This window comes from Pseudomonas sp. NPDC088890 (assembly GCF_044900155.1).
Lineage (GTDB): Bacteria > Pseudomonadota > Gammaproteobacteria > Pseudomonadales > Pseudomonadaceae > Aquipseudomonas > Aquipseudomonas urmiensis.
The window spans coordinates 78,417-102,951 of the sequence record NZ_JBJDNG010000014.1 but is presented as its reverse complement, the minus strand read 5'-3'; the positions used below and the strand labels follow the sequence as shown (position 1 = coordinate 102,951).

General features: G+C 57.8%; 14 protein-coding genes, 1 other RNA gene and 2 pseudogenes. 9 read left to right on the top strand and 8 right to left on the bottom strand.

What is annotated here, in order from left to right; translation table 11 throughout:
- Positions 1-344: 344 nt before the first annotated feature.
- The 8 genes from ACI2JX_RS22730 to ACI2JX_RS22695 all read left to right on the top strand — a co-directional run bounded on the left by ACI2JX_RS22730 (position 345) and on the right by ACI2JX_RS22695 (position 12,086).
- Positions 345-1,397 (top strand): hypothetical protein, encoded by a 1,053-nt coding sequence (locus ACI2JX_RS22730; protein WP_404691031.1) that lies wholly within the window; start codon positions 345-347, stop codon positions 1,395-1,397.
- Positions 1,398-1,571: 174 nt separating this feature from the next.
- On the top strand, positions 1,572-3,617 hold the full coding sequence (locus ACI2JX_RS22725; protein WP_404691030.1) for an iron-containing redox enzyme family protein: 2,046 nt from the start codon (positions 1,572-1,574) through the stop codon (positions 3,615-3,617).
- Entirely contained in the window at positions 3,614-5,452 is a 1,839-nt protein-coding gene (locus tag ACI2JX_RS22720; RefSeq protein WP_404691029.1) for a carbamoyltransferase, read from the top strand. The genes ACI2JX_RS22725 and ACI2JX_RS22720 overlap by 4 nt, the downstream gene beginning before the upstream one ends.
- A gap of 141 nt (positions 5,453-5,593) precedes the next feature.
- A complete protein-coding gene (locus tag ACI2JX_RS22715) occupies positions 5,594-6,550 on the top strand; it encodes a TauD/TfdA family dioxygenase (RefSeq protein WP_404691028.1) in 957 nt (318 codons plus the stop codon).
- A gap of 43 nt (positions 6,551-6,593) precedes the next feature.
- Positions 6,594-7,850: an ATP-grasp domain-containing protein gene (locus ACI2JX_RS22710; RefSeq protein ID WP_404691027.1), complete on the top strand. Its 1,257-nt coding sequence runs from the start codon at positions 6,594-6,596 to the stop codon at positions 7,848-7,850.
- Positions 7,847-9,040 (top strand): acetyl-CoA carboxylase biotin carboxylase subunit family protein, encoded by a 1,194-nt coding sequence (locus ACI2JX_RS22705; protein ID WP_404691026.1) that lies wholly within the window; start codon positions 7,847-7,849, stop codon positions 9,038-9,040. Before ACI2JX_RS22710 ends, ACI2JX_RS22705 begins: the two co-directional genes overlap by 4 nt.
- A 229-nt stretch (positions 9,041-9,269) precedes the next feature.
- Positions 9,270-9,905, top strand: coding sequence for a LysE family translocator (locus tag ACI2JX_RS22700; RefSeq protein WP_264236884.1), 636 nt, complete (start codon positions 9,270-9,272; stop codon positions 9,903-9,905).
- Positions 9,906-11,162: 1,257 nt separating this feature from the next.
- Positions 11,163-12,086 (top strand): Kiwa anti-phage protein KwaB-like domain-containing protein, encoded by a 924-nt coding sequence (locus ACI2JX_RS22695; RefSeq protein ID WP_404691025.1) that lies wholly within the window; start codon positions 11,163-11,165, stop codon positions 12,084-12,086.
- Here the strand turns inward: ACI2JX_RS22695 and ACI2JX_RS22690 are convergent.
- The 4 genes from ACI2JX_RS22690 to ACI2JX_RS22675 form a co-directional block, all read right to left on the bottom strand.
- Positions 12,083-12,265 carry a hypothetical protein gene (locus ACI2JX_RS22690; RefSeq protein ID WP_404691037.1) on the bottom strand — a complete coding sequence of 61 codons (183 nt, stop codon included), beginning with the start codon at positions 12,263-12,265 and terminating at the stop codon, positions 12,083-12,085. The two genes, ACI2JX_RS22695 and ACI2JX_RS22690, sit on opposite strands and share 4 nt — an antisense overlap.
- A 358-nt stretch (positions 12,266-12,623) precedes the next feature.
- Complete coding sequence (locus tag ACI2JX_RS22685; protein ID WP_404691024.1) at positions 12,624-15,758, bottom strand: type I restriction endonuclease subunit R; 3,135 nt, start codon at positions 15,756-15,758, stop codon at positions 12,624-12,626.
- A gap of 17 nt (positions 15,759-15,775) precedes the next feature.
- Complete coding sequence (locus ACI2JX_RS22680) at positions 15,776-17,011, bottom strand: hypothetical protein (protein WP_404691023.1); 1,236 nt, start codon at positions 17,009-17,011, stop codon at positions 15,776-15,778.
- Position 17,012: 1 nt separating this feature from the next.
- On the bottom strand, positions 17,013-19,610 hold the full coding sequence (locus ACI2JX_RS22675) for a type I restriction-modification system subunit M (RefSeq protein ID WP_404691022.1): 2,598 nt from the start codon (positions 19,608-19,610) through the stop codon (positions 17,013-17,015).
- 501 nt (positions 19,611-20,111) lie between these two features.
- Here ACI2JX_RS22675 and ACI2JX_RS22670 point away from each other — a divergent pair.
- Positions 20,112-20,699: pseudogene (locus ACI2JX_RS22670) on the top strand (nuclease); the annotation flags it as partial.
- A gap of 989 nt (positions 20,700-21,688) precedes the next feature.
- Here ACI2JX_RS22670 and ACI2JX_RS22665 read toward each other — a convergent pair.
- The 4 genes and pseudogenes from ACI2JX_RS22665 to ACI2JX_RS22650 form a co-directional block, all read right to left on the bottom strand.
- A pseudogene (locus ACI2JX_RS22665) lies at positions 21,689-22,944 on the bottom strand (integrase domain-containing protein).
- A gap of 186 nt (positions 22,945-23,130) precedes the next feature.
- Positions 23,131-23,522, bottom strand: a transfer-messenger RNA (tmRNA) gene (gene ssrA / locus ACI2JX_RS22660).
- A 103-nt stretch (positions 23,523-23,625) separates the two neighbouring features.
- Complete coding sequence (locus tag ACI2JX_RS22655; protein ID WP_186556518.1) at positions 23,626-23,922, bottom strand: hypothetical protein; 297 nt, start codon at positions 23,920-23,922, stop codon at positions 23,626-23,628.
- Positions 23,923-24,027: 105 nt separating this feature from the next.
- Entirely contained in the window at positions 24,028-24,288 is a 261-nt protein-coding gene (locus ACI2JX_RS22650; protein WP_404691021.1) for a DUF3077 domain-containing protein, read from the bottom strand.
- Between the last annotated feature and the right edge of the window lie 247 nt (positions 24,289-24,535).

The following is a 24,535-nucleotide window of genomic DNA, read 5'->3' as shown; positions in this document are numbered from 1 at the left end:
CAGGGATACCGCAATGACTGGATGTCGTTCGTTCACCGTCCTCAGCTATCACCTTCCCGTACTTCGCCTTTCCTGTGCAAGGCTCTGCGCCATTCATTCATCTCTGCCACCCCCTCATGCATTATCTCAGGATGATCGCTTCGGCTGTCGCCTGAGAAAATAGTCTATACACGCCGCTGATATCCACTGTACTGACTTCGCGCGCGATTAGGTGCGCTTCGATGTGAGTCAGTGTGCGTGGTCGTTTGAATAATGAACGTTGAATCGTTACTGGCGTATTACTGCCTGGCGTAACTTCCCATGCAGTCATGGACGTGTGTGCAATTCCAAGGAGTGGTTCGATTATGTTCAACCGTCGTAAGCGTATTGCGCTCGATGATCCTTCCCTTGAGCGGGTAAAACTGACGCCACAGATGCTCGACTACGACCGTTTTGCCAGTCGTGGGCGATCCCAGTACCTGCCTTATGTCATGAGCTTCAATGCGGCCAATTATCAATCGGCGTCGATCAATACCGATCGGCTCGGATTTCGCCTGGCCCATGATGCTCAGGGTCGGCCAATCAGTGTCGGTACCCTGGAGGGCCGCGGCAAACAGCCAGTCAACCTGCTCGTGGGAGCCTCCCCAGCCCTTGGCTACGGCGCTTCCAGCGATGCCGCCTCAGTGGCAAGCCAGCTGGCTGCGCTGGACCCGGAGGGTACCCCCTGGTTGAACCTGGCCGGCCATTGTTTCAATGCGACCCAGGAATTGATGTTGTTCATGCTGCACCTGCACCGCTTGCCCAAAGTGAAGCGAATCGTGGTCATGGGCGGTTTCAATACCCTGGTCATGGCGCGCTTGCCGGAGTTCGTCCGCGGTGATCTCCCAGCGTTTTACTTCTGTGGCGATTACTACGAAAAATTCGATGAACTCGCCGAGGCCAATGGCGCTGACTTACCGCCGGCAAAACTTCCCAAGTGGCCTGCTGAAACCACCGCCGTGCCACCGATCGAACAGACCCTGGCGCGCGCAAGTGAAGACACGTTAAACACACTGGCCACTTGGAAACGCTTGGCGGATACGCTCGGTGCACAACTGTGCTTTGTAATGCAGCCGTTGGCGACTTGGGTAAGACCCCCTTGCGTGGAAGAACAAACACTGTTTGACGAACTGGATCGTATCTCCCGGCTCGGCACGTGGCAGCATTTATATGGCGATATATCCGATGCCGTTGTTGCGGCGCGTTATGCCGATGAGCTGGCCACAGGATGTCATGCGCTGGGTGTGCGCTTCGGTAACTTGGTCGATGACTTGCGCGCGCGTCCCGCTGATGAATGGTTCTTTGTCGATCGTGCGCACTTTACCGACTTGGGTAATCAAGTAGTGGCTCGCGCTATTCATAAACATCTGTGCGGCTAATTGAGGAGGTTGCATGTTAAAACGTATTCGGCAAGCCCTGGCGTCTTTATTCAAGCGGAAAAAGAAGGCCAAGAAGAAAAATAATTCCTCTATCTATCCGATGCACTGATGAACAGTAATCGGCAGATCTTTTCCAGTTTGCTGGGGCCGCAGGCGGGCGAACAGGCAAGGCGCATGTTTACCCCTGCCAGTCTGCGCAACTGCCTCGCCGCTGTCCCGGTTAAACCCCAGGCCCAGCTCGACTTCGGCTGCGCCCAGGTCCAGTCGGCTTTGGCCGTGTCTAGCCGTGAGGGGCTTGAGGCCATTCGCGCGGGATGGCAACGACTGACAGCGACAGTCCAGGCGCGATCGGGCGATTTAACCGCTCTGCGTGCCAAGGCGGCTGTTGAGGCGGCGCCATTGCTGGCTGGCAGCCAGCACCTGATCCATGGTCTGTGCGCCAGTTGGAACAACGAAGCGGCCTACGCGCTGGCTGTGCTGCAAATTCATGCTGCAGACGTGGGCAGTGGGCTGAGTGGGGCCGGGCGTCTTCAGCGTTATCGGGAGTTGCTGCGTGAGCATGCGCCGTCTGATGTCGGTGAAGATCCGCTGCGGGCGGGGGACGATCCAAGGATTTGTGATGGCGCGTTCAACCTGGCCGCGACCTTGGTGGTGCTGGGCCACTTTCCTGAGTCGATGATGGGGCAGATTCTGGGGATCAACCTGTATCTGCGCCATTGCGGGCTGTTGCCCATGTTCGAGTTCATCGCCAACGGCGAGCCGGCTGCCCGTCGCTTTCTGGACTTGCGCTGCGATCCGGGGGTAACGGGCAAAGACTTGGCCAGCCTGGCCGAGACGGCAGTGCGCGAGTTCCTCGCGCAGGCAGATGCATCCGGCCAGCTGGGAGTGAGCCAGGGCTACTGGTGGGCGCGCTGGCAGGTCGAGGCCGCCAACGAGTCTTTGCTCGAAGTGCTCGAGCGCTGGCTCGACCCCCGCGAGGCGGCTCGGGACCTTATCAGCAGGCGGCGTCTGGACGCCTGTCAGTATCACGATCGTACGCGGCTCAACCAGGTGCCGATGAAGCCGTTGTTGGCAGTGGATGATGCAGCGGCGTTCCTCGACCATTTGGCCGCCAGCGCCTACGTGCGTCCGGGTAAGCCAGAGACCAGTCCGTTGCTGACTAGCCTGATTTCGCCGAAGGGCAAGATGTTCCGGATTTTCAGCCGCGACGATATAGCCATTTTGACCCGCTGGATCGCTGGCCTGCCCTATGCCGAGCCAGCGCAAGCCGGTGCCGCGCGCGAGTTGTGGCGCGATGACGCAATGCTCGTCGGTGCACTTGTCGAAGATGCCGAGGCGCCGATCCTGGCTAGCCGTCTCAGCCCGCGTCAGGCCTACACCCGCTTGTTGCATGTCGAGCTCACGCCCGCCGAGGAGCTTTATGCCCAGCGCTATACCACGCGTTGGCTGGCCAAGGCCGCCCGTGGCGTGGCCAAGGGGCGTTGTCCGTTGCCGGATCAATGGGCCCCGGGCGTGCTCAGGCAATGGTTGCAGGGGCAACACACGGCGTCTAATCAGGCCCTTGAGCAGGCGCTGGCGTTACCGTCACGTGACGAGGTGGTGGCCGATATTCTCGCTCTGGCACCGTTGACCATGATCGATGGTGCCTGGCTCGCAGGCTTTGCCCATCCGGCACTAGCCGGTACGGCGTTCGGCAGCCGGCTGTTCGAGACGCTGTACGACGAGCTTGGCAATGGTCTGCCGGCACAGAACCACCCGCTGATCTATCGCCAGTTGCTCAGGGCGGTAAAGGGTGAGTTTGCCGCGACGGCTGATCCTGCGTATGCCGCTGCCGAGTGTTTCGCCGACGAGGACTTCGACTTGCCGGTGTTCTGGCTGTCGATCGGCCGCTATCCGCAGAGTTACTGCGCGGAAATCCTCGGACTCAACCTGGCAATGGAACTGTCCGGGGTGGGCGGTGGTTATCGGCGCACTCACAAGGCGCTCCTCGCCTACGGCTATCCGACGTTGTTCGTCGACTTGCACAACGCCATCGACAACATCTCAACCGGGCATACCGCCTGGGCGGCGGCCAGCTTGGACGCCTACCTCAGTGCATTTTCACCAAGCGATCAGAACGAACTGTGGGCGCGCATACGGATAGGGTTCGTCGCGCTCAATCCACCCAGGGAGGACACCATGTTGGACAAGTTCAAGGAAACTGTGAGGTCGCTACTATGAGCTGCACATTGGGTATCTCAGCCTTCTACCATGACAGTGCAGCGACGCTGGTGGTGGATGGCAAAATCGTCGCCGCAGCTCAGGAAGAACGCTTCAGTCGGATTCGCCACGACCCGGGGTTCCCGCGTCAAGCCATTGAGTACCTGCTCAAGCAGGCGGGGCTGCGCCTGGATCAGGTCGACAATATCGCCTACTACGAGGATCCGGCAGTCAAGTTCCGCCGGGTGCTGTCGACGGCCGCAGTCGCTGGATGGTCGGCGGCCGCTACCTACGCTCCCGTGCTCGGCGACTGGCTGGCGAGCAAGCGGCGGATGGACCGCGAAGTGGTCCGGCAGCTCAAACAGATGGGCGACCGCGAAGGGCGACAGATCGATGTCTATGCTCACCATCAGTCGCATGCCGCCTCGGCGTTCTTCCCGAGCCCGTTCCCAAGTGCCGCGATCCTGTGTATCGACAGCGTTGGCGAATGGGCGACGACCACCCTTTGGCACGGTACTGCTCAGGGCATCGAGCTGGTGGCCGAACTGTCATTCCCACACTCCCTCGGCTTGTTGTATTCCGCGTTCACTTATTTCTGCGGCTTCAAGGTCGACTCGGGTGAGTACAAGCTCATGGGCCTGGCGCCCTACGGCAAGCCAATTTACGTCGAGCAGATCCTGCGTGAGCTGATCGATGTGAAACCTGACGGCAGTTTTCGCCTCGACTGGACCAAGTTCGAGTTTATCCGTGGCGAAGTGATGACCGGGGAGGCTTTCGAGACTCTGTTTGGAGGGCCGCGGCGCCTGCCGGAGGCGCCCTTGACCGAGCGCGAGTTCGACTTGGCGGCATCGGTGCAGAAGGTTACCGAGATGGTCGTGTCAGGCCTGGCCAAGACGGCGCGCGCCCTGACCGGCGAGAGCGCCTTGTGCATGGCCGGTGGCGTCGCCCTCAACTGTGTGGCCAATGGCGTGGTATCGCGTGAGCGAACCTTCGACCGCTTGTGGCTGCAACCTGCCGCCGGGGATGCCGGCGGCTCCCTGGGGGCGGCGCTGCTCAGCGACCGCAAGGCGCGCCAAGTGAATCATCGGGAGTTGCCCGAAGCCGTCGACGGCATGAGCGGTGCACTGTTGGGCCCCGAATACAGCGAGGAGCAGATCAGGGCGGAGCTGGATGCCTGCGGTGCGGTCTATCAGCGGCTTTCACAGGAAGCGTTCGATCATCGCCTGAGCGTCACCCTGGAGCAGGGCGGGGTAGTCGGCTGGTTCCAGGGGCGCATGGAATTCGGCCCGCGCTCGTTGGGCAACCGCTCGATTCTGGGCGACCCGCGGCGTTCTGACACCCAGTCAACGATGAACCTACGGATCAAGTTCCGCGAGTCGTTCCGGCCCTTCGCGCCGGTGGTGTTGGCCGAACATGCGGCTGAGTACTTCGACATCGTCGAAGAGAGCCCATACATGCTGGTGGTGTCGCCTGTGGCCGAGGCCATTCGCAAGACAGTGCCGGAGCACCAGTCGCGCCTGACCGGTATCGACTTGCTCAAGGTCGTGCGCAGCGATCTGCCGGCGATCACCCATGTGGACTTCTCCGCCCGCGTGCAAACCGTCGATCGAACGCGCAATCCGCGCTTCCGTGCACTGCTTGAGCGCTTCTACCAGCACACCGGTTGTCCAGTGCTGGTCAACACCTCGTTCAACGTGCGTGGCGAACCGATCGTCAACACGCCTTTTGAGGCCTATCGCTGTTTTATGCGCACCAACATGGATGTGTTGGCCATTGGCGATTTCTACCTGGAGAAATCGCAGCAGCCGCAGTTTGAAGAAGCGGTCGACTGGCGCGAGACCGTGCCGCTGGACTGAGCATTTCATTCACTAGGGAAGGTGCAATATGGAATACGTTCTGCTCTATCTGATTCTGCCGCTGGGGATGGTGCTGCGGCGCTCCAGCAGGTTCGCCCATCGTCCGGACTCGCAAGCCGTGTCCTACCTGAAGCTCAAGTCATGAGCCTGATGGCGTTGGATGTCCACCAGGCGTCGGTGGTCCAGCAACTGATCGTCGATACACCTGACCTGAGCCGGCTCGACGTCGTTCGCAGCCAGCTCGGAGCTGGGCCACATTGTTGCCAGGCGGTGGGCGAAGCCGGGGCGACCTGGTTGCGCTCAATCCTCGCGCAGGAGCCGCTCGACGCTATTGGTAGCTTCGCGACTAGCCCCTACAAAGCGTTGCTGCTCAGAGGCATTGGGCTGTGCACCGACGTGGCCACGCCACGCAACGGGTTTCTGCCCGATGCCCAGTGCGTGCTGGATTTCGACCTACTGCACTTTGGCATGCTCAGGTTGCTGGGCGTGCGTTCGCATGCTGTCGAGTACGAGAACCTGGGCAAGCTGGTGAGAAATGTCGTGCCCGTGCCGGAGGCGGCTGGAACCACCAGTTCGTGGGGCGCGGATGTGGAGTTCTCATGGCACACCGACAACCCCAACTGGCCGTTCGATGATCAGGCTGAGGACGTTACCCGCAGTGTGCCGAACTATTTGGCTTTTACCGCTGTGCGCAATCACGAGCAAGCCTCTACCGACATCGTTTGTGTCGATCACGTGCTGTCGCTGTTGTCCGACTGGGCGATAGCGCAGTTGCTTCGCCCGGCCTATGCGTTTGGCGCGCCAGCATCCAACGAGGGCTTTGACGGTGAACAACGGGTGATGCCGATCGTTGAGCGCACCCGACACGGCCAGCGGCTGCGCTTCGACGACGGCATCGTCACGGCGCAGGACGCTGACGCCGAGCGCGCATTGGCGCTTCTACGCCAGGCGCTGCGCAGCGTGGCGGGGATCGAGCTGGTACTGCGTCCAGGCGACTTTTTCATTTTCAAGAATGCCCGCGTGTTGCACCGACGCAAGGCGTTCCAACCCAGGCCCGAAGGCAGTGCGCGCTGGCTGCGCAGGGTGTACGGCAGCTGAGACATTGCTTGAACCACTATCACCACAGACAAGGAAGCTACACATGAACAAGCGTATTGCAGTAATCGGTGGTCGCCCGGCACCTATTCATGGCGCCAAGGAGCTTGGCATCGATGTGGTGCTGGTGCACCAGCCAGGTGATTACGAACCCCAGATCCTCGAACATTGCGAACAAGTGGTGCATGCGCCAATCGACGATGCCGAGGCGATCATCAAGGTGCTCACCCCCTTGCACCTCGAGCGCCCATTCGATCGCATCATCACCACTACCGAAGTGGCAGGCGAGTCGACCGGCAAGGTGGTCGATCACTTTGGCCTGACGGGTGTCTCCTACCAGACCGCGCACCTGCTCAAGGATAAGGTGGCCATGCGCGAGTTGTTGGCCAAGCATGACCTCAGCCCGGTAGCCTTCCGTCACGTCACCTGTGCCGAAGATGCCGTGGCGTTCGTTGCCAAGCACGGCAAGTCGGTGCTCAAGCCCGCTGAAGGCGTGGCCAGCCTGCACATTCACCCATGCGCCGATGCCGCATCGGCTACGCAAGCTTGGCAGGCCCTGAAGCAAGCCGAGGTGCGCCACATCATCATCGAGGAGTACCTGGAAGGGCCGGTAGTCAGTGTCGACTCCTTCTCCTTCAACCGCCGCCACTTGCCGATCGGCTACTCGCAGTACCGCATGAACGACAAGTACGTGGAGTGGGAGGTCAGCACGCCCAGCACCGATGCCAAGCCATGGCTGAAAGAACTCATGGACATGACCTGCCGCCTGCTCGATGCAGTGCAGCTTCAAGAAGGCCCATCGCACAGTGAATTCGTGCTGACCGCCAAGGGCCCGCGGGTGCTTGAGTCGCATGCACGCCTGGCGGGCTCAGGTGCACCGGAACTGGTGCGCCGGGCGTTCGGCCTGGACCTCAATCGCATGTTCCTCACTGTGCCGCTGGGCATCGACGCGTTGCCGCTGGAGTCGCCTGAGCCCAAAGCTGGCGCTGCAATTCAGTTCTTCGTGCCTACTCCGGGCAAACTCAGAAAGGTCGAGTTGGACCTCAAGCCTGACGTGGATGTGCGCCACACCCCGCCAGGAGAGACACCACGGGTGTTCCTGCCGTTCCTGTTCGAGCTGGGCCAGGCGCAGCGCGCGGTGGTCATCCAGAAGCACGAAGGTGACCAGATACCCGCGTTGGACACCGTGGCAGACTGCGTCTCTGGCTATGTCCTGGCCACCGGCACCTCGCGTGAGGATGCGGTGCGCATCGGTGACGAACTGGTGGAGGCCGTACACTTTATTGTGGAGCCCCAGGCATGAGCTATGTGCTCTGTTTACATCGTTGGGTGGGCCGTCAGGCTCACTACGATGACTACGAGCTGCCAGTGGGTACGCTGATTCGGGCGATCTGTACGGCCGAATCGCAGGGTTCTCTGCCAGGCGCGCGCCTGGCATCGAGCTCGCCGCTGGCCTCGCTGGACGATGCCGACGCAGTCATGGCCGAGGCCGAGCGCCTGATCAGCTTGCATGGGGTGCCTGAACGAGTGGTTGCGCTGAACGAAGGTGACCTGCTCAGCGCCGCTTCGATTCGCGATCGCTGGGGCATCCCGGGTGACCCTGTGGCCTGGACCGAACGCTTTCGCGACAAGCTCAGCATGTTGCAGGTTGCCTGCCAGCAAACGGCGATTGGCGTGCTGCCGGCGGTGCCGGCAGATGACCCTGCGGCAGTCTGGCAGCTGGCCGCCGAGTACGGCTATCCACTGGTGCTCAAACCACGCTTCGGCACCGCCAGCCGCGGGGTCAAGATTCTGTACGGACCAGACGATCTGCCTCAGCCAGACGCGCACGAACCGATGATGTTGCAAGTGTTCTGTCCCGCGCCCATCCTGCACATCGATGGCTGGTGGGATGGCGAGCGCATCGTGGTGCAGACGGCCTCACGCTATGTCAACAGTTGTGCCGACTTCGGCCCAGACAGCCCGCTGGGCAGCATCGAGTTGCAAGATAGCGAGCTTGAACGGCGGATCGCTGCCTGCGTTACCGAGTTGTTGCAGGCATTCGCTGGGCAGCGCGCCATCGTTTTTCATCTTGAGCTGTTCGATGACGGCGAGCAGTTGCATTTCCTGGAAATTGGCGCTCGTGTGGGGGGCGCCGAAATCCCTTTCCTGTGGCGTGAAGTCAGGGATATCGACTTGCTGGGAATTGCCTGGGAGCTCCAGACCGATGCCTCCAGCCGCCACCGCGACCATGCCCGCAGCCGTAGCCGCGAAGGCCGACCGCTGCATGGCGAGCGCGGTGCGTGGGTGATTGACCGGCGCGCCAGTAGCCCTGGGCATGCCTTGGGCACGCTTTATTGGTCGCAATCACAAGAGCCTGAGCGGCAGGCCAGCGGCGTCTATGAAGGTGCCAAAACTCGCTTGCGCTTGCGCAGTTTTGACCGCAGCGCGTTGGTGCAGGATGTCGAGGCGATCTTTCAGCACTTATCCCAATCTTGGCGTGTGCAATCGTGAACCCAGCCGGAGCAAGGCCGAGGCCGTCGCTACGGCGCCGTTCACGTACTGACTGGGCAGGACGGAGCCTAGGTGATAGGGTTTATCGCCGAGTTTCGGCGCTTGTGAATAATAATGAAGTTGTGATTCGGCCAATCGCCCAGCGCGCCTAACACCTCCTCTAGCGAGGTGAAAATTGGTGCGAGGTGCCGACGGTTGCCGATACACCCAAGGATGAGGGAGTACGTTGATGATGCCAATCGAGAGCCTGGTTGGGGTGGCGATCATCGCCCTGGGCATGGTCCTGTCACCAGGGCCGAATATGGTCTACCTGACCTCCCGGGCGATTTCCCAAGGGCGCCTGGCAGGGTTGATTTCGCTTGCAGGCGTGGCCCTGGGCTTCGTGTGCTATCTGGTCGCGGCGGCGCTGGGGTTGGCGGCCTTGTTCAAGGCCGTACCGCTGGCTTATGACGTAGTGCGAGTCGCCGGGGGGATCTATCTCGGGTATCTGGCCTGGAACATGCTCAAGCCCAATGGCGGCTCACCGTTCCAAGCACGAGAGCTGCCCCCGCATTCGCCACGGCGGCTGTTCACCATGGGTTTGGTCACCAACCTGCTAAACCCCAAGATCGCCTTGATGTACTCGGCACTGATTCCGCAGTTTATCGACCCCTCCCAAGGCTCGACCTTGCAGCAGTTTCTGCAGCTGGGGTTGGTGCAGATTGTCATTGCCGTGACGGTGAACGGGCTGATCGTACTGGCGGCTTCGAGGGTCAGTCGCTTCTTGGCAGAGCGGCCTTCGGCTATGCGTACCCAGCGATGGGTTTCGGGGACGGTGCTGGGGGTTTTTGCGGTGGATATTTTGTTGCGTAAGCCGATGGCTTGAGGGGGGGGCATCACTTGGTGCGTCTCGCGTATTAAGTACTTCGGTGGTCACTGGAGGGCATGCTATGGGGCAGGGCTGACCTGTTCGCGGTCTCCTGTTGATTCGCCGCAGTATTGGCAGCCAAGATTCATGTATTTAAAATCCAGGCACGAAAGACACCCTAGGCATCTTCGTTCCTAGAATTTGGTGGGCCGAGGTAATTTGAATCTAATCGGCAACTTATTGATTTATAAAGTCTATTTAGATTTATATTTTCCGCTGAAATACCAGTGGGAATGCTGCTCACCATTTGATCACCTGCACTTAGGCGATTCGACGAGTACGTATCGTAACCAGGCTTGGTAGCGAGGATACGTTGAAGCCTGTCATTAGCGGTTGTAGTCAGCTAGAAAATGCTGCAAGGGTAAAGCTAGGACAATGAGGTTGACCGTCCCAATCGCTACCAATGAACACCGTGTTTCAGCTGATTCCCAATACGTTGAGAAAATCTGCTTCTGTGACCGATGAGGCCTGCGCTCTGGCTTTACAGCGTGCCCTAGTAGCTGCTTGGCTGGTCCTGAAATCAATAAGCCACTAGCGTCATCGTGGGGTGGCCGTTATCCTGACTCGAAGATTTCTGTCGTTCTCCCCGGTGCGCACATGAGCCACCTCGACCAAGGATGCGTCATGGAACTTAGGGCTTTCATTGCCGCTGCTATTTTTGTCGGATCATACCTCCCACTTAGCGCGATTTTGCTTGTACAGGACTTGAAGGTTGAGCTCCTTGACCGCCCATTCTGCTCGACGCTTTGGTCTGCACCTTCGAAGTGCGAGCTGCCCCTAGATAACCCAGGTTATTCCATCGGTTTCGTGGTTTTTTTTGCCTGCTCTGCTTTTCAATTACGCCCTTCGTGATGTCGAGCGGGCAGATTCCACAACGTATTTCCATTAAGGAATCTAAGCAGATTCCTACCGATCTCATAAACTACGTCGTTCCCTACGTCGTCTCATTTATGTGTATTGAATACGGTCAGTTGAACAAGGTCCTGGGTTTAATCCTATTCATGGCGTGGATTTTCTGGCTGTCCTACAAAACCGGTCAGTTATTCTTAATCCCATCCTGATTATCAAGGGGTGGAAGCTCTATGAGATCAAGTACACCTACCAAAATAGTACGACTGAGCGGGTCGATAAAGCTTTTGGTAAAACGGAGTTCATTCCTAAGACGGATGTCGACGTCGAGTTTGTTCAAGAAATCATCATGAAAAAGGATTAGCGATGGCAGTACTACGGGATCTGCACGACTACGACCTCGACCAGGCGGTAGTCAATTTCTGGATTTTTAAACGCTCCACTAAGGGCACCCCTCCTACGCCTAAATACACTGGCAAGTGGGTAAGTGTGGACGACGACCTCAGAGACGCTTTGAAGACCACCGCCCTGGCCTTCAAAACAGCTATCACCGAAACCTTTGAATACAACCTTCTTGCGGAGAACAACCCTTCTAGCGTATTAACGATCCCGCAGGACGAGACCCATGCCGCCAATTTCGTAGCGGAGTCACAAGACCAAACTCCGGCCAAGCGCATCTCGAAGATGGAGGAACTAGCAAACGCAGACTTCTACGCGGTGAAATTCTCCAGTGCGCAGGGAAACCTATATTGTGTTCGAAAAACTGATTCGACTTGGAAAACCACAAAGCGAAAAGGCGCCATTCACACCTTATTCAAGTCTAAAACGCTCAAGCTGGACGAGGCGCCTAGTTTCCACATCGCCAAAGACTTTGATATAGCAGTGCTTGGTGACAAGGTCTTCATCAAAAATAAGAAAGGTTTTGAGTCTATTTTGAGCCATAAAGCTGCGCATCAAGAGGACTTCACTCAACTGCTCGCAGAGCAAGCGTTTCAAGTACTGTTTACAGCCACGGATGCGGTAAGTGCCTACGTGGGTACAAATGCTATGCAGCTGCGCCGAGCTTCAGCCATCAAGATGAAGGGTCATTATCTCGACGACAGATTTATGAACAACCTTCGAAGGGAGTCCGCGAATTTTGGGCTTAACATTACATTTGAAACTGACGGCAGAATTACACCAACAGTCGAAAGCTGTCCGGATATTTTCAAGGCGCTGTTAGATCACCGGCTTAAATCTCATTTCTCTCAGAGGATCTACGATGTTCAGAATACTGAGGTAGTCAACTAAGTGCGGTCCATTGTGATGGAGCTACGCTTTGTACAGATCAGCGCTAAGCGTAAAGGCCGGACTTCCAGGAGCGGTTGCGCTCCTAATAAAAGATCTTCACGCGGTTGCGAGATTTGTTGAGAACGAAAGACGAAAAGCACTGGATCGAATACCGCCACCTTTATCTCCAGCTCGACCAGAGCCGCGAGGCGGTCTATCGATCTTCGTAAGTCTGCCGGTTTGGGGCAGGGGTATACTTTTCGACTGTGGCGTCGGGTCGCATCATGGCGGCGAGCTCCAGAAAAATCGAGAGCATAGCATCGGAGATCATCGGACCACTTTGAATGTGGGGTTCATGGGGCGCTTAATCCTTGGTTGAGGATAACGAAGCCCTGCTGCTGTGGAACGGTGTATCTCAAGTACATCGCCGACACACCGTCCCGTCTTTGAGAGGGTGACGTTTATGGAGTGCTAACGCTCAAGCACGGGTTTAGGTCAATGGCAGAGGGAGAATTTCAGGCCTGTATCTTTTGGCTCGATTCCTTTGCTCCGAACCTACTAACTACCTTCAACATCACCCCGCAGGAGAAAATCGCTCAGAAGCTTGGCAGCCTTGATTTTGACCTTGAAAAATGGGAGTGAAACACCCTCAAGACCGTCAAAATATGCCTTTGCTTTTTCTTGATCTACTGTGCTCCTAAGATCATCAAATCTACCGTACTCATTGAGATTAGCTTCCGTGAGATAAGTACTCATCAGAGCAATCAGCTTCGCTGCCTGCACCCCCAAAGCTGAAACGATAGCCGCTACTTCTTTATCTTTTGCGGCCGTCTTGTAATCCGTCAGATAGTCGCGGAAGGTCCGAGCGGGATCGATCTGCACATCACCGCGCTGGATGTCGTGCAAGAAGATCTCGGCTAACTTCTGGTCCTCCTGCGAGAGCGAAGTGAACGACCGATGCAGTTCGGCCAAGGTCAACTCTTTGGATGGCTCATTTCCGCTCTGCAGCTCCTTGAGGTACTTGGAAAAGCGCGAATTCATGTAGTCGGCGTCGATCTTACCGGTATCGATTTCGGTGATGTGGCTGTCGATGTCGAACGGGATGGTTTCGCCGGCACTGCCGCTGCCCGCGCCCAATTCTTTGTAGCGTTGCAGCAGCGTTAGGTACTGCAGCTTCGTGGTGGTCAACGCAATCGACTGCTTGGGATCCGTGTCGAACTCGTAAACCAACTTGTCCCAGCTGAAGCCCTGAATTTTGGCGGCCTCCAAGATGGCGCTGAATCGGTTGAACTGTTTCGCGAAGGCCGCTCGCGCCGCCAAGTCGTCGGGCAACTTGGCAAAGTCGGTGATGCCCGCAGCGCTGAAGAGAGCACTGATCTCGGTGAAGCAGTCGCTCAAGCGCTCTAGGTTCCGGGGCAACTGGTCGGCAAAGAGGCCAATGGGCTTGTCGCCAGAGTACACCTTCACCGCCGCACCCACGTTGCGCTTCATCGTGTGCGGCTTGCGGTAGTAGCGGATCGTGCCAAATGGCTTGTCTGGCCCGAACAGCCGGTTAGTGCGTGAGAACGCCTGGATGAGGGTCTCGTAATCCAGCAGCTTGTCGCAGTACAGCGTGTTGACCCACTTCGAGTCGAAGCCGGTCAGCATCTGGTTCACCACGATTAGCAGATCCAGCCGCTTCTCCGGCTCGGCCTCGACCCGGATGTAGGGTACCTTGTGGGCTAGACGTGCGGCCAGGTCCTTCTTGAAGTTCGCATGGCTTCCCATGTCGAACTTCTGACCATAGGTGGCGTTGTAGTCTTTGATGATCTCTTCCAGCCCGGCTGCCTTGAAGGCCGGATCGGTACCACCGGTGTCGTCATCGCTGATGTGCGGGTCGAACAGCGCGGTGTTCTTCAGTGTGGGGCACTTCGCCTTCATGAGGCGGTAGTAGACGATCGCCTCAGTGATGCTGCTGGTGGCAAGGATGGCGTGGAACTTCCCTCCTTGACTCAGCACCTCCCAGTTGTCAGAGATATCCCTCAGCACGGCATGGTGGTGCTCGTCGCGCTCGTACTGAGCGTTCGACAAGTAGTCCTCAATGCCGCGCTGGTACTCCCCCGCTGCATCGACGTGGCCTGCCATCGACACGTCGTTCATGTAACGGTTGAAGGCCTTCTTCTTCGCTGGGGTCGCCAGTGCCTCAGCCACGGACGATGCCTTGGCCTTCTCCAACGCCACTGCCAGTCGAAGGTCGCGGTCGCGGTAGGTCAGAACCTGGTAAGGATCGAAGCCCAGAACGTTCTTGTCGCGGATGCCGTCGGCAATGCTGTAGCGGTGCAGTTCGTCCCCAAAGACATCCGTCGTAGTGTTGTCCTTGCGAACGTTCTCCTTGTGGATAGGCGTGCCGCTGAAGCCAAAGAACACAGCGCCCGAGAAGCTCGCCTTAATGTCGGCCAGCATGTCGCCGAAGGTGGAGCGGTGGCACTCATCCACGATGAACACGATGCGTTTGTCGCGCATGGTCTTCAGGTCTTGTGTCTTCAAACCATCCGCGTCGTCCGTGATCCGGCTCATCTTCTGGATGGACGTGACTATCAGGGTGTCCGCGGGCGCAGTGCTCTTCAGCGTTTTGACCAGCACCCCGGTGTTTTCAGTGGCCTGCACCTGGTTACTGTCACCGGCAAAGTCCCGGTAGGCCTTCAGCGTCTGCGTTCCCAGTTCCACCCGGTCCAACAGGAACACCACTTTGTCAGCGTCCTTGGAGTTGGCGATGAGCTGCGCCGACTTGAAGCTTGTCATGGTCTTGCCCGAGCCGGTGGTGTGCCAGATGTAGCCGCCTAGGCGGTTTGGGTTTTTCCAATCGGTCTTGGCCACCTTGTCGGAAATGGCGTGCGCGGCGTAGTACTGGTAGCTGCGCATTACCTTCAGCACGCCGTCGGCCTCGTCGGCTACGGTGTAGAAGCCGATCAGCTGGTGCGCCATCGGGATGGACAGCAGGCTGGAGGTGAAGCTCTTCCAGTTGTTGATGGGCTCGTTGTTGAAGTCAGCCCAGTGGAAGGCGTAGTCCTTGTTGAACTTGCCGTCCGGACCAGGGTTAGCGAAGTACAGCGCCTCACCCGGCTCCATGGCCACAAAGATCTGAACCAGCGAGAACAACCCGGTGAATACGCCCTCGCGCGCATACTTCTGAGTCTGGTTGTAAGCCTGGCTGACCGGCACACCGCTCTTCTTCAACTCGATGTGAATCACCGGCATGCCGTTGATGAGCAACAGCAGGTCACCCCGGCGGTCATGCTGTAGCTCAGAAGCGCGGGCGTAGCGTGGCTGCTGGGCAATCTGGTAGCGACTCTGCCCGGCGGCAATCTCGTGTCGATCATATATCTTCAGGCTCACCTCCTTGCCGAAGTGCAGCATGTCGGCCGGGTTGTCCCTCGTGATGGCCACTGTCTTGCCGTTGATGAAGCCGTTGAGCTTCAGCGGCGTGCGCAGAGCGACGATCTGCTCCACCACCTGCTGCATCTCGCTTTCGGTCAGAGGCACCTCGTTGAGTCGGTCCTTGCTCCGGTTGTTCTCGAAGAGGATCTGCCTCCAGTTCGCCAGCAGGTCTGCCTCGCTAGGGCACTTGATAACCTCTAGCTCACCCCAGCCGCGCTGACGCAGCTCGCAGATGACAGCCGCTTCGAAGTCGGACTCTTTGGTAAAGTTAGTCATAAGTGATGGGCTCAAAATCAGGCGAACATTTCTTCCATACAAGCGGATTCGATCTGCTTGAGTTTCTGGAGCTGGACCGCATGCTTGGAAACCAAGGCATCCAGCTGCTTGAAATAGGCACCAATCTTATTTTGTTCCTGCTTGTCTTTCGGCCTATGAACGGCTATACCCTCAATGTCGGCCCCGTTGTACGAAGGAAGAGCGCCGACCTGTGCGTATTTTGGAAGATAGATCGTATCGAACAATGCCTTGCCAAAATCTTCATCCCAAGTGGAATCAAAGATGTATGCCATTGAATTGTTGTCGATGAAAAAGGGAGTCCTAACCATTCTCTTGCGATTTAGCATGAGCGCAGCCCCAACCTTGGCAAATACTACTGCAGGAACATCGCATATTGGCACCCATCTCCTTCGGCGCAGCTGGGCATCACTTACATAGTTGTTGGCGACGAGCATCTCATGCTCGTTTCCAGTCAGGCTCATGTCTGAAATCTTGAAGAATGGAATACCGACCTTGCCTCCCTGTTCAGCCTCAGGAAAACCAATCCCCGACTGCGTTCTTCCGATTTGGCCCAAACGCTCAGTCATCCAATCATCTGAGAACCCCTTGAAGCGCAGTTCCGGTATCGCAGCGCCAGCACGCGGAAACATCCTCTGAAGCATTGCCTTCTTTAGTTTGACGAGTTTGTCATACTTGCGCTGGTGTAAGGAAATCAGTGAACTGAGATTAGAGAAGTATGAGGTGATTCTCTGTTGCTCTGCTACAGAAGGGACAGCGAATTTAACGCGAACAAATGAATCCCAGTACAGCCGTTTTCTGAAGTCCGTGACGCCATAAGACAGCTTGTTCATTTGGGCCACAACTTGAGGGCGCCTCAAACCGCAGTCCATGAACAACGGGTAGGTGGTTTCATCTGGCGCTGCTGTGAGATAGGCCGGGCTGACCATCCCCTCAATTTGCGCGACGCCAAGGGCCCCCTGCCACGCGCGCATCATGTTCAATACGAGATCCCCCGATTGAACGCGCTTGTACAGCGACTTGTCTTCGCTTCGACGCACCTTCTTTCCGAGGGTTTCGGTGCTCAATTCGCCATTCGATATCCCGCTATGAATGGAGACTGACAAGATGGGCAGAGAGTCATTACCACGTTCGTTTCGCTCCGTGTATATCTGCCCAAGCTTCTTCCGCTCCCATGCCGCGTCAAACCCCTTGAAACGAATCCTTGGTACGCCGCCTGCGGTCCGATTGATCATCTCAGTCCCCGGCCAGCAAAGTCTTTAGTTCCTCAATGCCCTTGAGGTCGAATTCGCCGCCATCCAGTTCTCCGAGCATGCCCACCAAGGCTTCCTCGGCTTGCTGGATGTCACGAGCGTTGTCTGCATAAGTGATCTGGTACTTCTCAACCAAAGCTTGCAACTTGGCCACGAGGCTAGATGTTACCAGGCCAGGCAAGCGATGCAGCTCGTCCACCAGTGGTGAAAGCCACTTGCTTTCGAGCAGGGCAATAATCTGTGCGTCGTTTAACGACTCGATGGTGGCCTTGGTCTTCAGGTGTAGCTCAGCTGCGTCCTTCTTGATGGCCGCTTTCAGTGACTTCTCTTTGGCCAGCACTTTGGCCGCCTGGATGATCTTGGCCTCATAGGACTCGGTGTCGAAGGTACCTGATTCTTGGGCCTCGGCTGCCAACTCTTTAGCTTCCTTGGCCACGGCCGCTGCAGCGAACTTGTCGCCGGCTTCGTTGAACGTGTCTTTGGCCTTGTCGTCGTCGCTGAAGCTCTCTAGCAGTTCGTCCAGCTGTGCTACTACCTCGGCCAGTTCGACCTCCTTCTTGCGGAGTGCGTCCACTTCCTTTTTGTGGTGTGCCAACTGCACAAGGTCAAAGGGCAGGATGCGACCTTTCCATCCGTCTTGCACCTCCACGTCCTTCCCATCCTTCTTCTTGACGACGAAGTTTGGGTCGACTACGCGGGTAGCACCAAAGCCCTCGGTCTGAAGGATTTCGAAATCCACCGCGATAGGTTGCCAGTGGTCATCGAGGACCTGATACGCCTGGTACTTGTCGATGAGCGTCACCGTGCCGAACTTGGCCAAGCGAGCAAACAGTTCCTCGCAGATCAGCGCTTCCTGACGAGGGACCTGCAGCGTCAGCATCCTGCCGATCAGCTCGCTGCGCAGCCAGGGCTTGAAACCGTCGAACGCGCGAGTGAAGGCGTCGTCGAACTTCGTCACGTCAGGGTGCTTGCGCACGGCTGCAGCTAGGTCATCCGCCTTCGGTTGGGCGTACGGCGTGCCGTCCAAGGTGAACAAAGCCGCGCGCAGGTTGGGGAAGGCACTCCAGTAATCGGTCAGCACATCCAGTTCGCGCAGCGGGATGCCGCCGAACATCGAGGCGTAGAGATCCCAATTTTCGAGTGGCTCGCACGAATCCACGTACCGCGGAATGTTGAGGTTGTAGTCGTTGGTCTCGCCTTGCAGCTCGGTCTTAGGCACCAAACGGCTGAAGCCGGGCACGGTGGCGCGGGCGATCACCACATCGGTGATTTTCTTGATGTCGCAAGCGCGGAGCTTGTTGTTCTTGCCCTCTTTGGCGAAACCCTTGGAGGCATCCACGAACAGCACATCGCTACCTTCGCGCTTTTGCCTAAGCACGAGGATGACAGTTGGGATACCAGTGCCGAAGAAGATGTTGGATGGCAGCCCGATGATGGTTTCGAGGTGGTCGTTCTCGATCAGCTGTTTGCGGATGACGCCTTCCTCTCCGCCCCGGAACAGCACGCCGTGCGGCAGGACGATGGCCATGATGCCGTTGGGCTTCAGGTGGTACAGGTCGTGCAGTAGGAAGGCGTAGTCGGCCTTGGACTTGGGGGCTACACCGAAGCGGGCGTAGCGCGGGTCAGCGTCCTTGTGTTGTGGATCCCACTTCTGCGAGTAAGGCGGGTTCGAGACCACCGCATCCAGGTACAGCGGATCGTAACTGTTGACCGGGTCTTGCTCGTCGAAGTACGGCCAGTCGTCTTCCAGCGTGTCAGCGTTGCGGGTGACGATGTTGCCCGGAAGGATGCCGCGCATGACCAGATTCATGCGCGTGAGGTTGTAGGTGTTCTCCTTCAGCTCTTGAGCGTAATACTTGATGCTGTCTTTGTCGCCCATGTGCTTGGCGATGGCTTGGCCGATGTTGAGCAGCAGCGATCCCGAGCCGCTGGTGGAGTCGTAGATCTGGATGGTTTGGCGATCCTTCAGATGATGCGCGATGACCTCAGACATCAGCACGGACACCTCGTGCGGGGTGTAGAACTCGCCCGCCTTCTTGCCCGCATTGGCGGCAAACATGCCAATCAGGTACTCATAGATGAAGCCGAGCACGTCGTAGCCCTGCTTGCCATCCATGGGGATGTCTTTGATTAGCTGGAGAAGCTCGCTGATCGCCTTGGTCTGTTTCGCTGCGGTATCGCCCAGCTTGCTCAGCCCGGTCTCCAGCGTCTTGAAGATGCCATCGAACAGGCGCTTGTGGTTCGGGTGGATCAGGCGGCCAAAGGCCGACAGGGCTTCGCGAACATCAGCAACATTGAAGTCGCTGGTTTGCTCAAGCCACGTCGAAAACAGGTGCTTGTGGGCGATGAAGTAGCCCAGGTTGGACTTGAAGTGGTCAACGGTTTCCGTGTCCTCGTCAGTCACCGCACTAAAGTCTTCGTCCGTGAAGCCCTCGGCGGAGGCGAAGGCCAACAGCTTGTCGGAGAGATACTTGTAGAAGATGAAGCCAAGGATGTAGTCCTTGTATTCGTTAGCCTCGATCTTGGATCGCATCTGGTTGGCAGATTCCCAGATCTTGGCTGCGAGCTGTTGCTTGTTCACGGCGAGTACTTTTAGCTAGTTGATCAGGCAAATTGAATGAAATTTTCTGCCTTAAGCAGGGCTGAGCCAGCAAAAGGATGGAATTTCAATAGTGCGGCGGAGTATCGCACCCACAGGGTGTACAGAAAAGCTATGAATACGGTTAGCGGGTGGGTGCCGTACCAAACTGCAGATGGGCGGAAGCAGACCTCCGTCGCCAAGCGGACTTCCTAACGTTCCCAGACCCTCGCCCCACTTCATCCCTCCAAGGATACTGAGTCTTATCAGGGGTCTAGGCTGCGCGGCCTGTCGGGGACCTCTAGCGCGGGACTGGCTGCTCCTTACGTCCGGGGGCAAGGGCATCTCATGATCTGGCCTCCTGAGCACTGTTACCGGTGGGCGGGTGGAGGCTGCATTGGCTGACGAGGACAGTGTCGCGAGATCCTGAGCCGGGTGAGCGCGGCGATGTGATCACTGGGGCATGCTTGACTGCCGCACACCAAAGCACTCAAGGAATGCCCCGTGCCCATCAAAACCGACGTTTGGACCGTTGGTTCAACCCCCCAAAAGCTCTACCAAAGCCAGTTACCAAGCGAGCAGCTTTTAGAGGACATGATCGTCCACTCGCCAAACATCCTGTCCGAAGAATGGATGCTGATAGGAAGGCAAGAATCCACCGGCATGGGCGGCCGGATCGACCTGCTCGCCGTCGCCCCCGATGGCAGCCTTGTACTGATCGAGCTCGAGCGAGACCGTACGCCGCGTGAGGCACAGACGCTTGATTACGCAGCCTGGGTAGATGGGCTGACGGGAAATGATATTGCTGCGGTCTATCAACGATTCCGCCCTGGCCGCAGCCTTCATGTCGACTTCCAAACCCGCTTCGGGCGTGTGCTGGACGACGATGAGCTGAACGCTAGCCATCAATTGATCATTGTCGCCACTGAGCTGGATGCGAGTACTGAACGAATCGTGCAGTACCTCAGTAAGCGGGACATTCCGATCAACGTGCTCTGCTTCCAGGTTTTTCAGGCCGGGGAGCAGCAATTGCTGAGTAGGTCTTGGCTGCTCGATCCCGTTCAAACACAGGTAAATGCCGCATCGACCAGTGCCATAACCGAAATTGCGACCATCGCGTCTACCTACCAATGCCATGTCGGTCACCTCATCTGCCGTTCTCCGATCCTCCCCCCACGTCATCCCGCCAAGAATGTTGAGTGTTATCAGGCATCAAGGCCCCTGCGACCTGTGGGGTGTCCTCTAACGCGGAACTAGCGGCTCCTTACGACCGGGAGCAAGGGCGTCTCATGATCTGGCCTCCTGAGCACCGATACCGGTGGGCGGGTGGAGGTTGCATTGGCTGACGAAACCAGCGCCTGAAGATCCTGAGTTGGATGAAGGCAGCGATGTGATGACCGGGGCATGCCTGACTGTCAGTCAGGTGCAGTCCATTCCCTGGTCTGCGGCACCATCATCTACAGCGCTGTTGCTGGTGACATCGGCGTTTGTCACGCCGATTGTCACGAGGGGGAATGCCGCAAAGCCTTGTGCGATCAGGGCTGCAGCAGCGGTAGAAGTGCCCGTCTCTTTCCAGAAGAAAGAGACGGGCACAGGTTGGCGCAGTATTCGGCCAAGCGGATAGGTTGCTGCAGGGCAGCGAGGTACGGTGTATCTGGCGCACGAGCGCTATATGTGTAAGAGCATCCATCACATGGGTAGTGACCGTACGAGCTGCCGGATGCGAATCGCCCTTGGGAAGAACCACCGCGTGAGCGGCGTGACCTTCAAGGTTCGGGTCACCTTGGGTGCTGTCATCGACAGCGCTTGCACGGTCAGTTCTACGCCTGTGTATAAACCCGGTCAAGGGCCGAAATTCAGCGCTCTTGGGGACGTGAAAAGCGGTTATCCATCGGTGGAGTTCTGTGGTAAATCCCGGACAAAGCCGTGGCTTTTAGCTCTTCAAAGTGAGGTCCATCCAAACAGGGCGGCTTTGCAGCCCTGTTTGGATGGACCCGTGTTAAAAAGCGGATAAGCGAGGCTGCCTGCCCCGAATCTTGAGCGCTCAAAGGTTGCTGCTGCCGTTCTTGCGCTGTACAGAGCTAGCGGATCGGCACCACGTTCTTGTCTCTGACTTGGCCGTATGCAGAGGCGAGCAGGCTGCCGGTGGCGGCTTTCTGGATGTGCTCACTCCACCAAGCCATCATGGGTCGCCGACGCTCAATGTAGTCGGCTCGGTTGTAGGCGCTGCGCACCTCATCCTTGTCGACATGCGCCAGTGCGACCTCAATGAGTTCCGGGTCCCACCCATGTTCATTCAAGATGGTGCTGGCCATCGAGCGCATGCCGTGGCTGACCAACCGCTCTTGGAAGCCCATACGTTTCAATGCCATGTTGGCAGTCTGGCTATTCGCGTGAGTGCGTGGATTTCTGTCTGCCGGGAAGACGTATTCGCGATGGCCGCTGTGAGTCTTCAATGACTCCAACAACGCGACGGCGTGATCACTCAACGGGATGCTGTGTGGGCGGCGCTTCTTCATCCGCTCCGGTGGGATCGTCCAGACACGCCTTTCAAAGTCGATGTCTGCCCACCGAGTGGTCGCCGCCTCGGCGGGGCGAGTCATCGTATGCAACTGCCATTCGATCAGGCAGCGGGTGGTGCGTTTGATGCTAGCGTTCGCGATCTCCAGCATGAGCTCGGGGAGTTCTTCTGGCGGAAGCGCGGCCATGTTCTCTTTCTTGGGCTTCTTGAATACCGCCCTGATGCCGGTGAGTGGGTTGGCGAAGATCAGGCCGGAGTTTACGCCGTAGGTCATGATCTCGTTTAGCCGCTGGCTAAGACGCTTGACCGTCTCCAGGCTGCCTTTCGCTTCGATTGGACGAAGCAATGCGATCACCATCGGCGCGGTGATTTTTGTGAGTGGTGTCGTCTTCAAATCGGGGAACACGTGCAGCGTGAGCGACCGCCAGATGTCCTCGGCGTAGGCTGGGGTGACCGAGTCTTCCTTGAGCTCGAACCAAGCGGTAGCCACGTTTTCGAAGGTGTGTTCCGTTTCTGCGCGCTTGGCTTCATTCTGCGTGTTGCGCTGCACCTTCGGATCGATGCCCTGTGCGAGCAGCTCGCGCGCTTCGACTGCCTTCTTTCGTGCATTCGCCAGTGACAGTTCGGGATAGGTCCCGAAGCCGATGTTGATGCGCTTCTCGGTCACCGGTTCGCGGTAGTTGAAATTCCACAGCAACGAGCCGTTGCTGCGTACTCGGAGCTGCAAACCGTCACCGTCCGTGAGGACATAATCCTTGGACGCGGGTTTGACTCGCTTGAGCTCTCATCGGAGAGGCAGAGGTTTTGAGCAGGCATGAGATTGTCCTCAGCCGCTGACTCGGTACTCCAAAGACCACTACCGGATGGGCTGGAATACCGCTTGGAATACCCAAATGGCTCGAACTCAAAAATGTTAAAAGACCGAAAAGCGCTGGAGGCCGCGTATTTACTAAATCCCACCCACAAAAAAAGACGCCCTAAGGCGTCTTCTTTCTTGGAATGTGGTGGAGCCGGGGGGATTTGAACCCCCGTCCGCCAGTACTCCGCTGTCGGTACTACATGCTTAGCCGTCTCTACTGAGTTAATCCGCAGCCGCCCGAGTGGCAGGGTGCTTTGGACGAGTTGGGTAAGTTTTAGTCGCTTTGCCCCCAACGTGCTACACGACGATCCTGTTCTGTATGACAATCACTTCGGGTTTACAGGCATCCCCTAGTGATTGCTGGAGCCGAAGCTACCAGGAGAGCGGGCTCAGCTGCTTACGCAGCGAGAGCGTAACCCTCGTAGTTTTCGTCATTGGCAACTATAGAAAGTTGCAACAGTGGATTTACGAGTTCTGTTACCAACTCGGCATGCACCTAGAGTTTCGTGACCGGCGTCGAATCCTAATCGGCCCCACACTCAGCTCTAGCTGAACGTGCTTTTCAGCACGCAAGGCGGAGTATACGCCTTTGCGCGGGCGACGTCGACAACTGGTCCTGTCGTCGCCCGTGCCGGGCCTCACGCGCCGCCGCTACCGCCGCTGGTGCCGCTGCCTTTGTCGGTTTTCTCCAGGCGTTCGAGCACTTTGCTGGTAATGGCGATGCATTCTTTGGTATCGCCGGAGGCCTGGGCGGCCTTGGCTTTGTCGACGTGCTCGGTGAGGGCTTTGTCGAGGCCTTCGGAGGTGGCGCCGGCGGTGGCCATGCTGTCGTCGATTTTCTGCAGGTTCAGGGCGCACAGGTCGTCGGCGGCGAACACGGGGGAAGCCAGCAGGGTGGCCGCCGCGAACAGGGCTGAGAGAGCAGTACCTTTCATGGGTGTCTCCTTCTGCAAGGCCTCTGGAAGGTGGGCCTGAAGGGTGGACTGTGGCGTTTGGGCGTGGGTTCAATCCAAGTGCTGGCTGGCGGATAGGGCGCGCTGTCAGGGCTGGGCGTTGGGGTAGAGCTTGCCCAGTTCGATGTCATCGGCCACGGCTTTGGCGAAGGCGCTGAGGTAGCGGGCTGCGCCGAGGGCCATGTGATCGCCGTTGATCTCGGCTTCGAGGGTGAGGTGGCGGATCAGGCCGAGCATGGTCGAGAGTTCTTCGAAGGCGCGTTCGGCGGGGACGCCGGGCAGGATGCCGTAGAGGTCGAGGAAGGTTTCGCTACCGGCGGTTTTCCAGTTTCTGAGGTCGTGGGTCATCTGATCATTCCTTGATAGCTGCAGGGGAGGGGGTGTTCGGGTTGGGGGTGGTCCGGGTGCAGGTGTCAGAGGGGGTGAGCAGTTTGAGGTGGGGTGGGTCGGGGACGAGTTTTTTCATGGTGCAACTCCTAGGGTCGGTCAGGAGCTCCCAGCGAAATCCCTCTCACAGGATTAGGGTGGCAGCTGTTCGCGGGGTGAGAGACCGGAGACCTAGGAACCCGGCCAGGACGAATCCTGCCCGCGCACA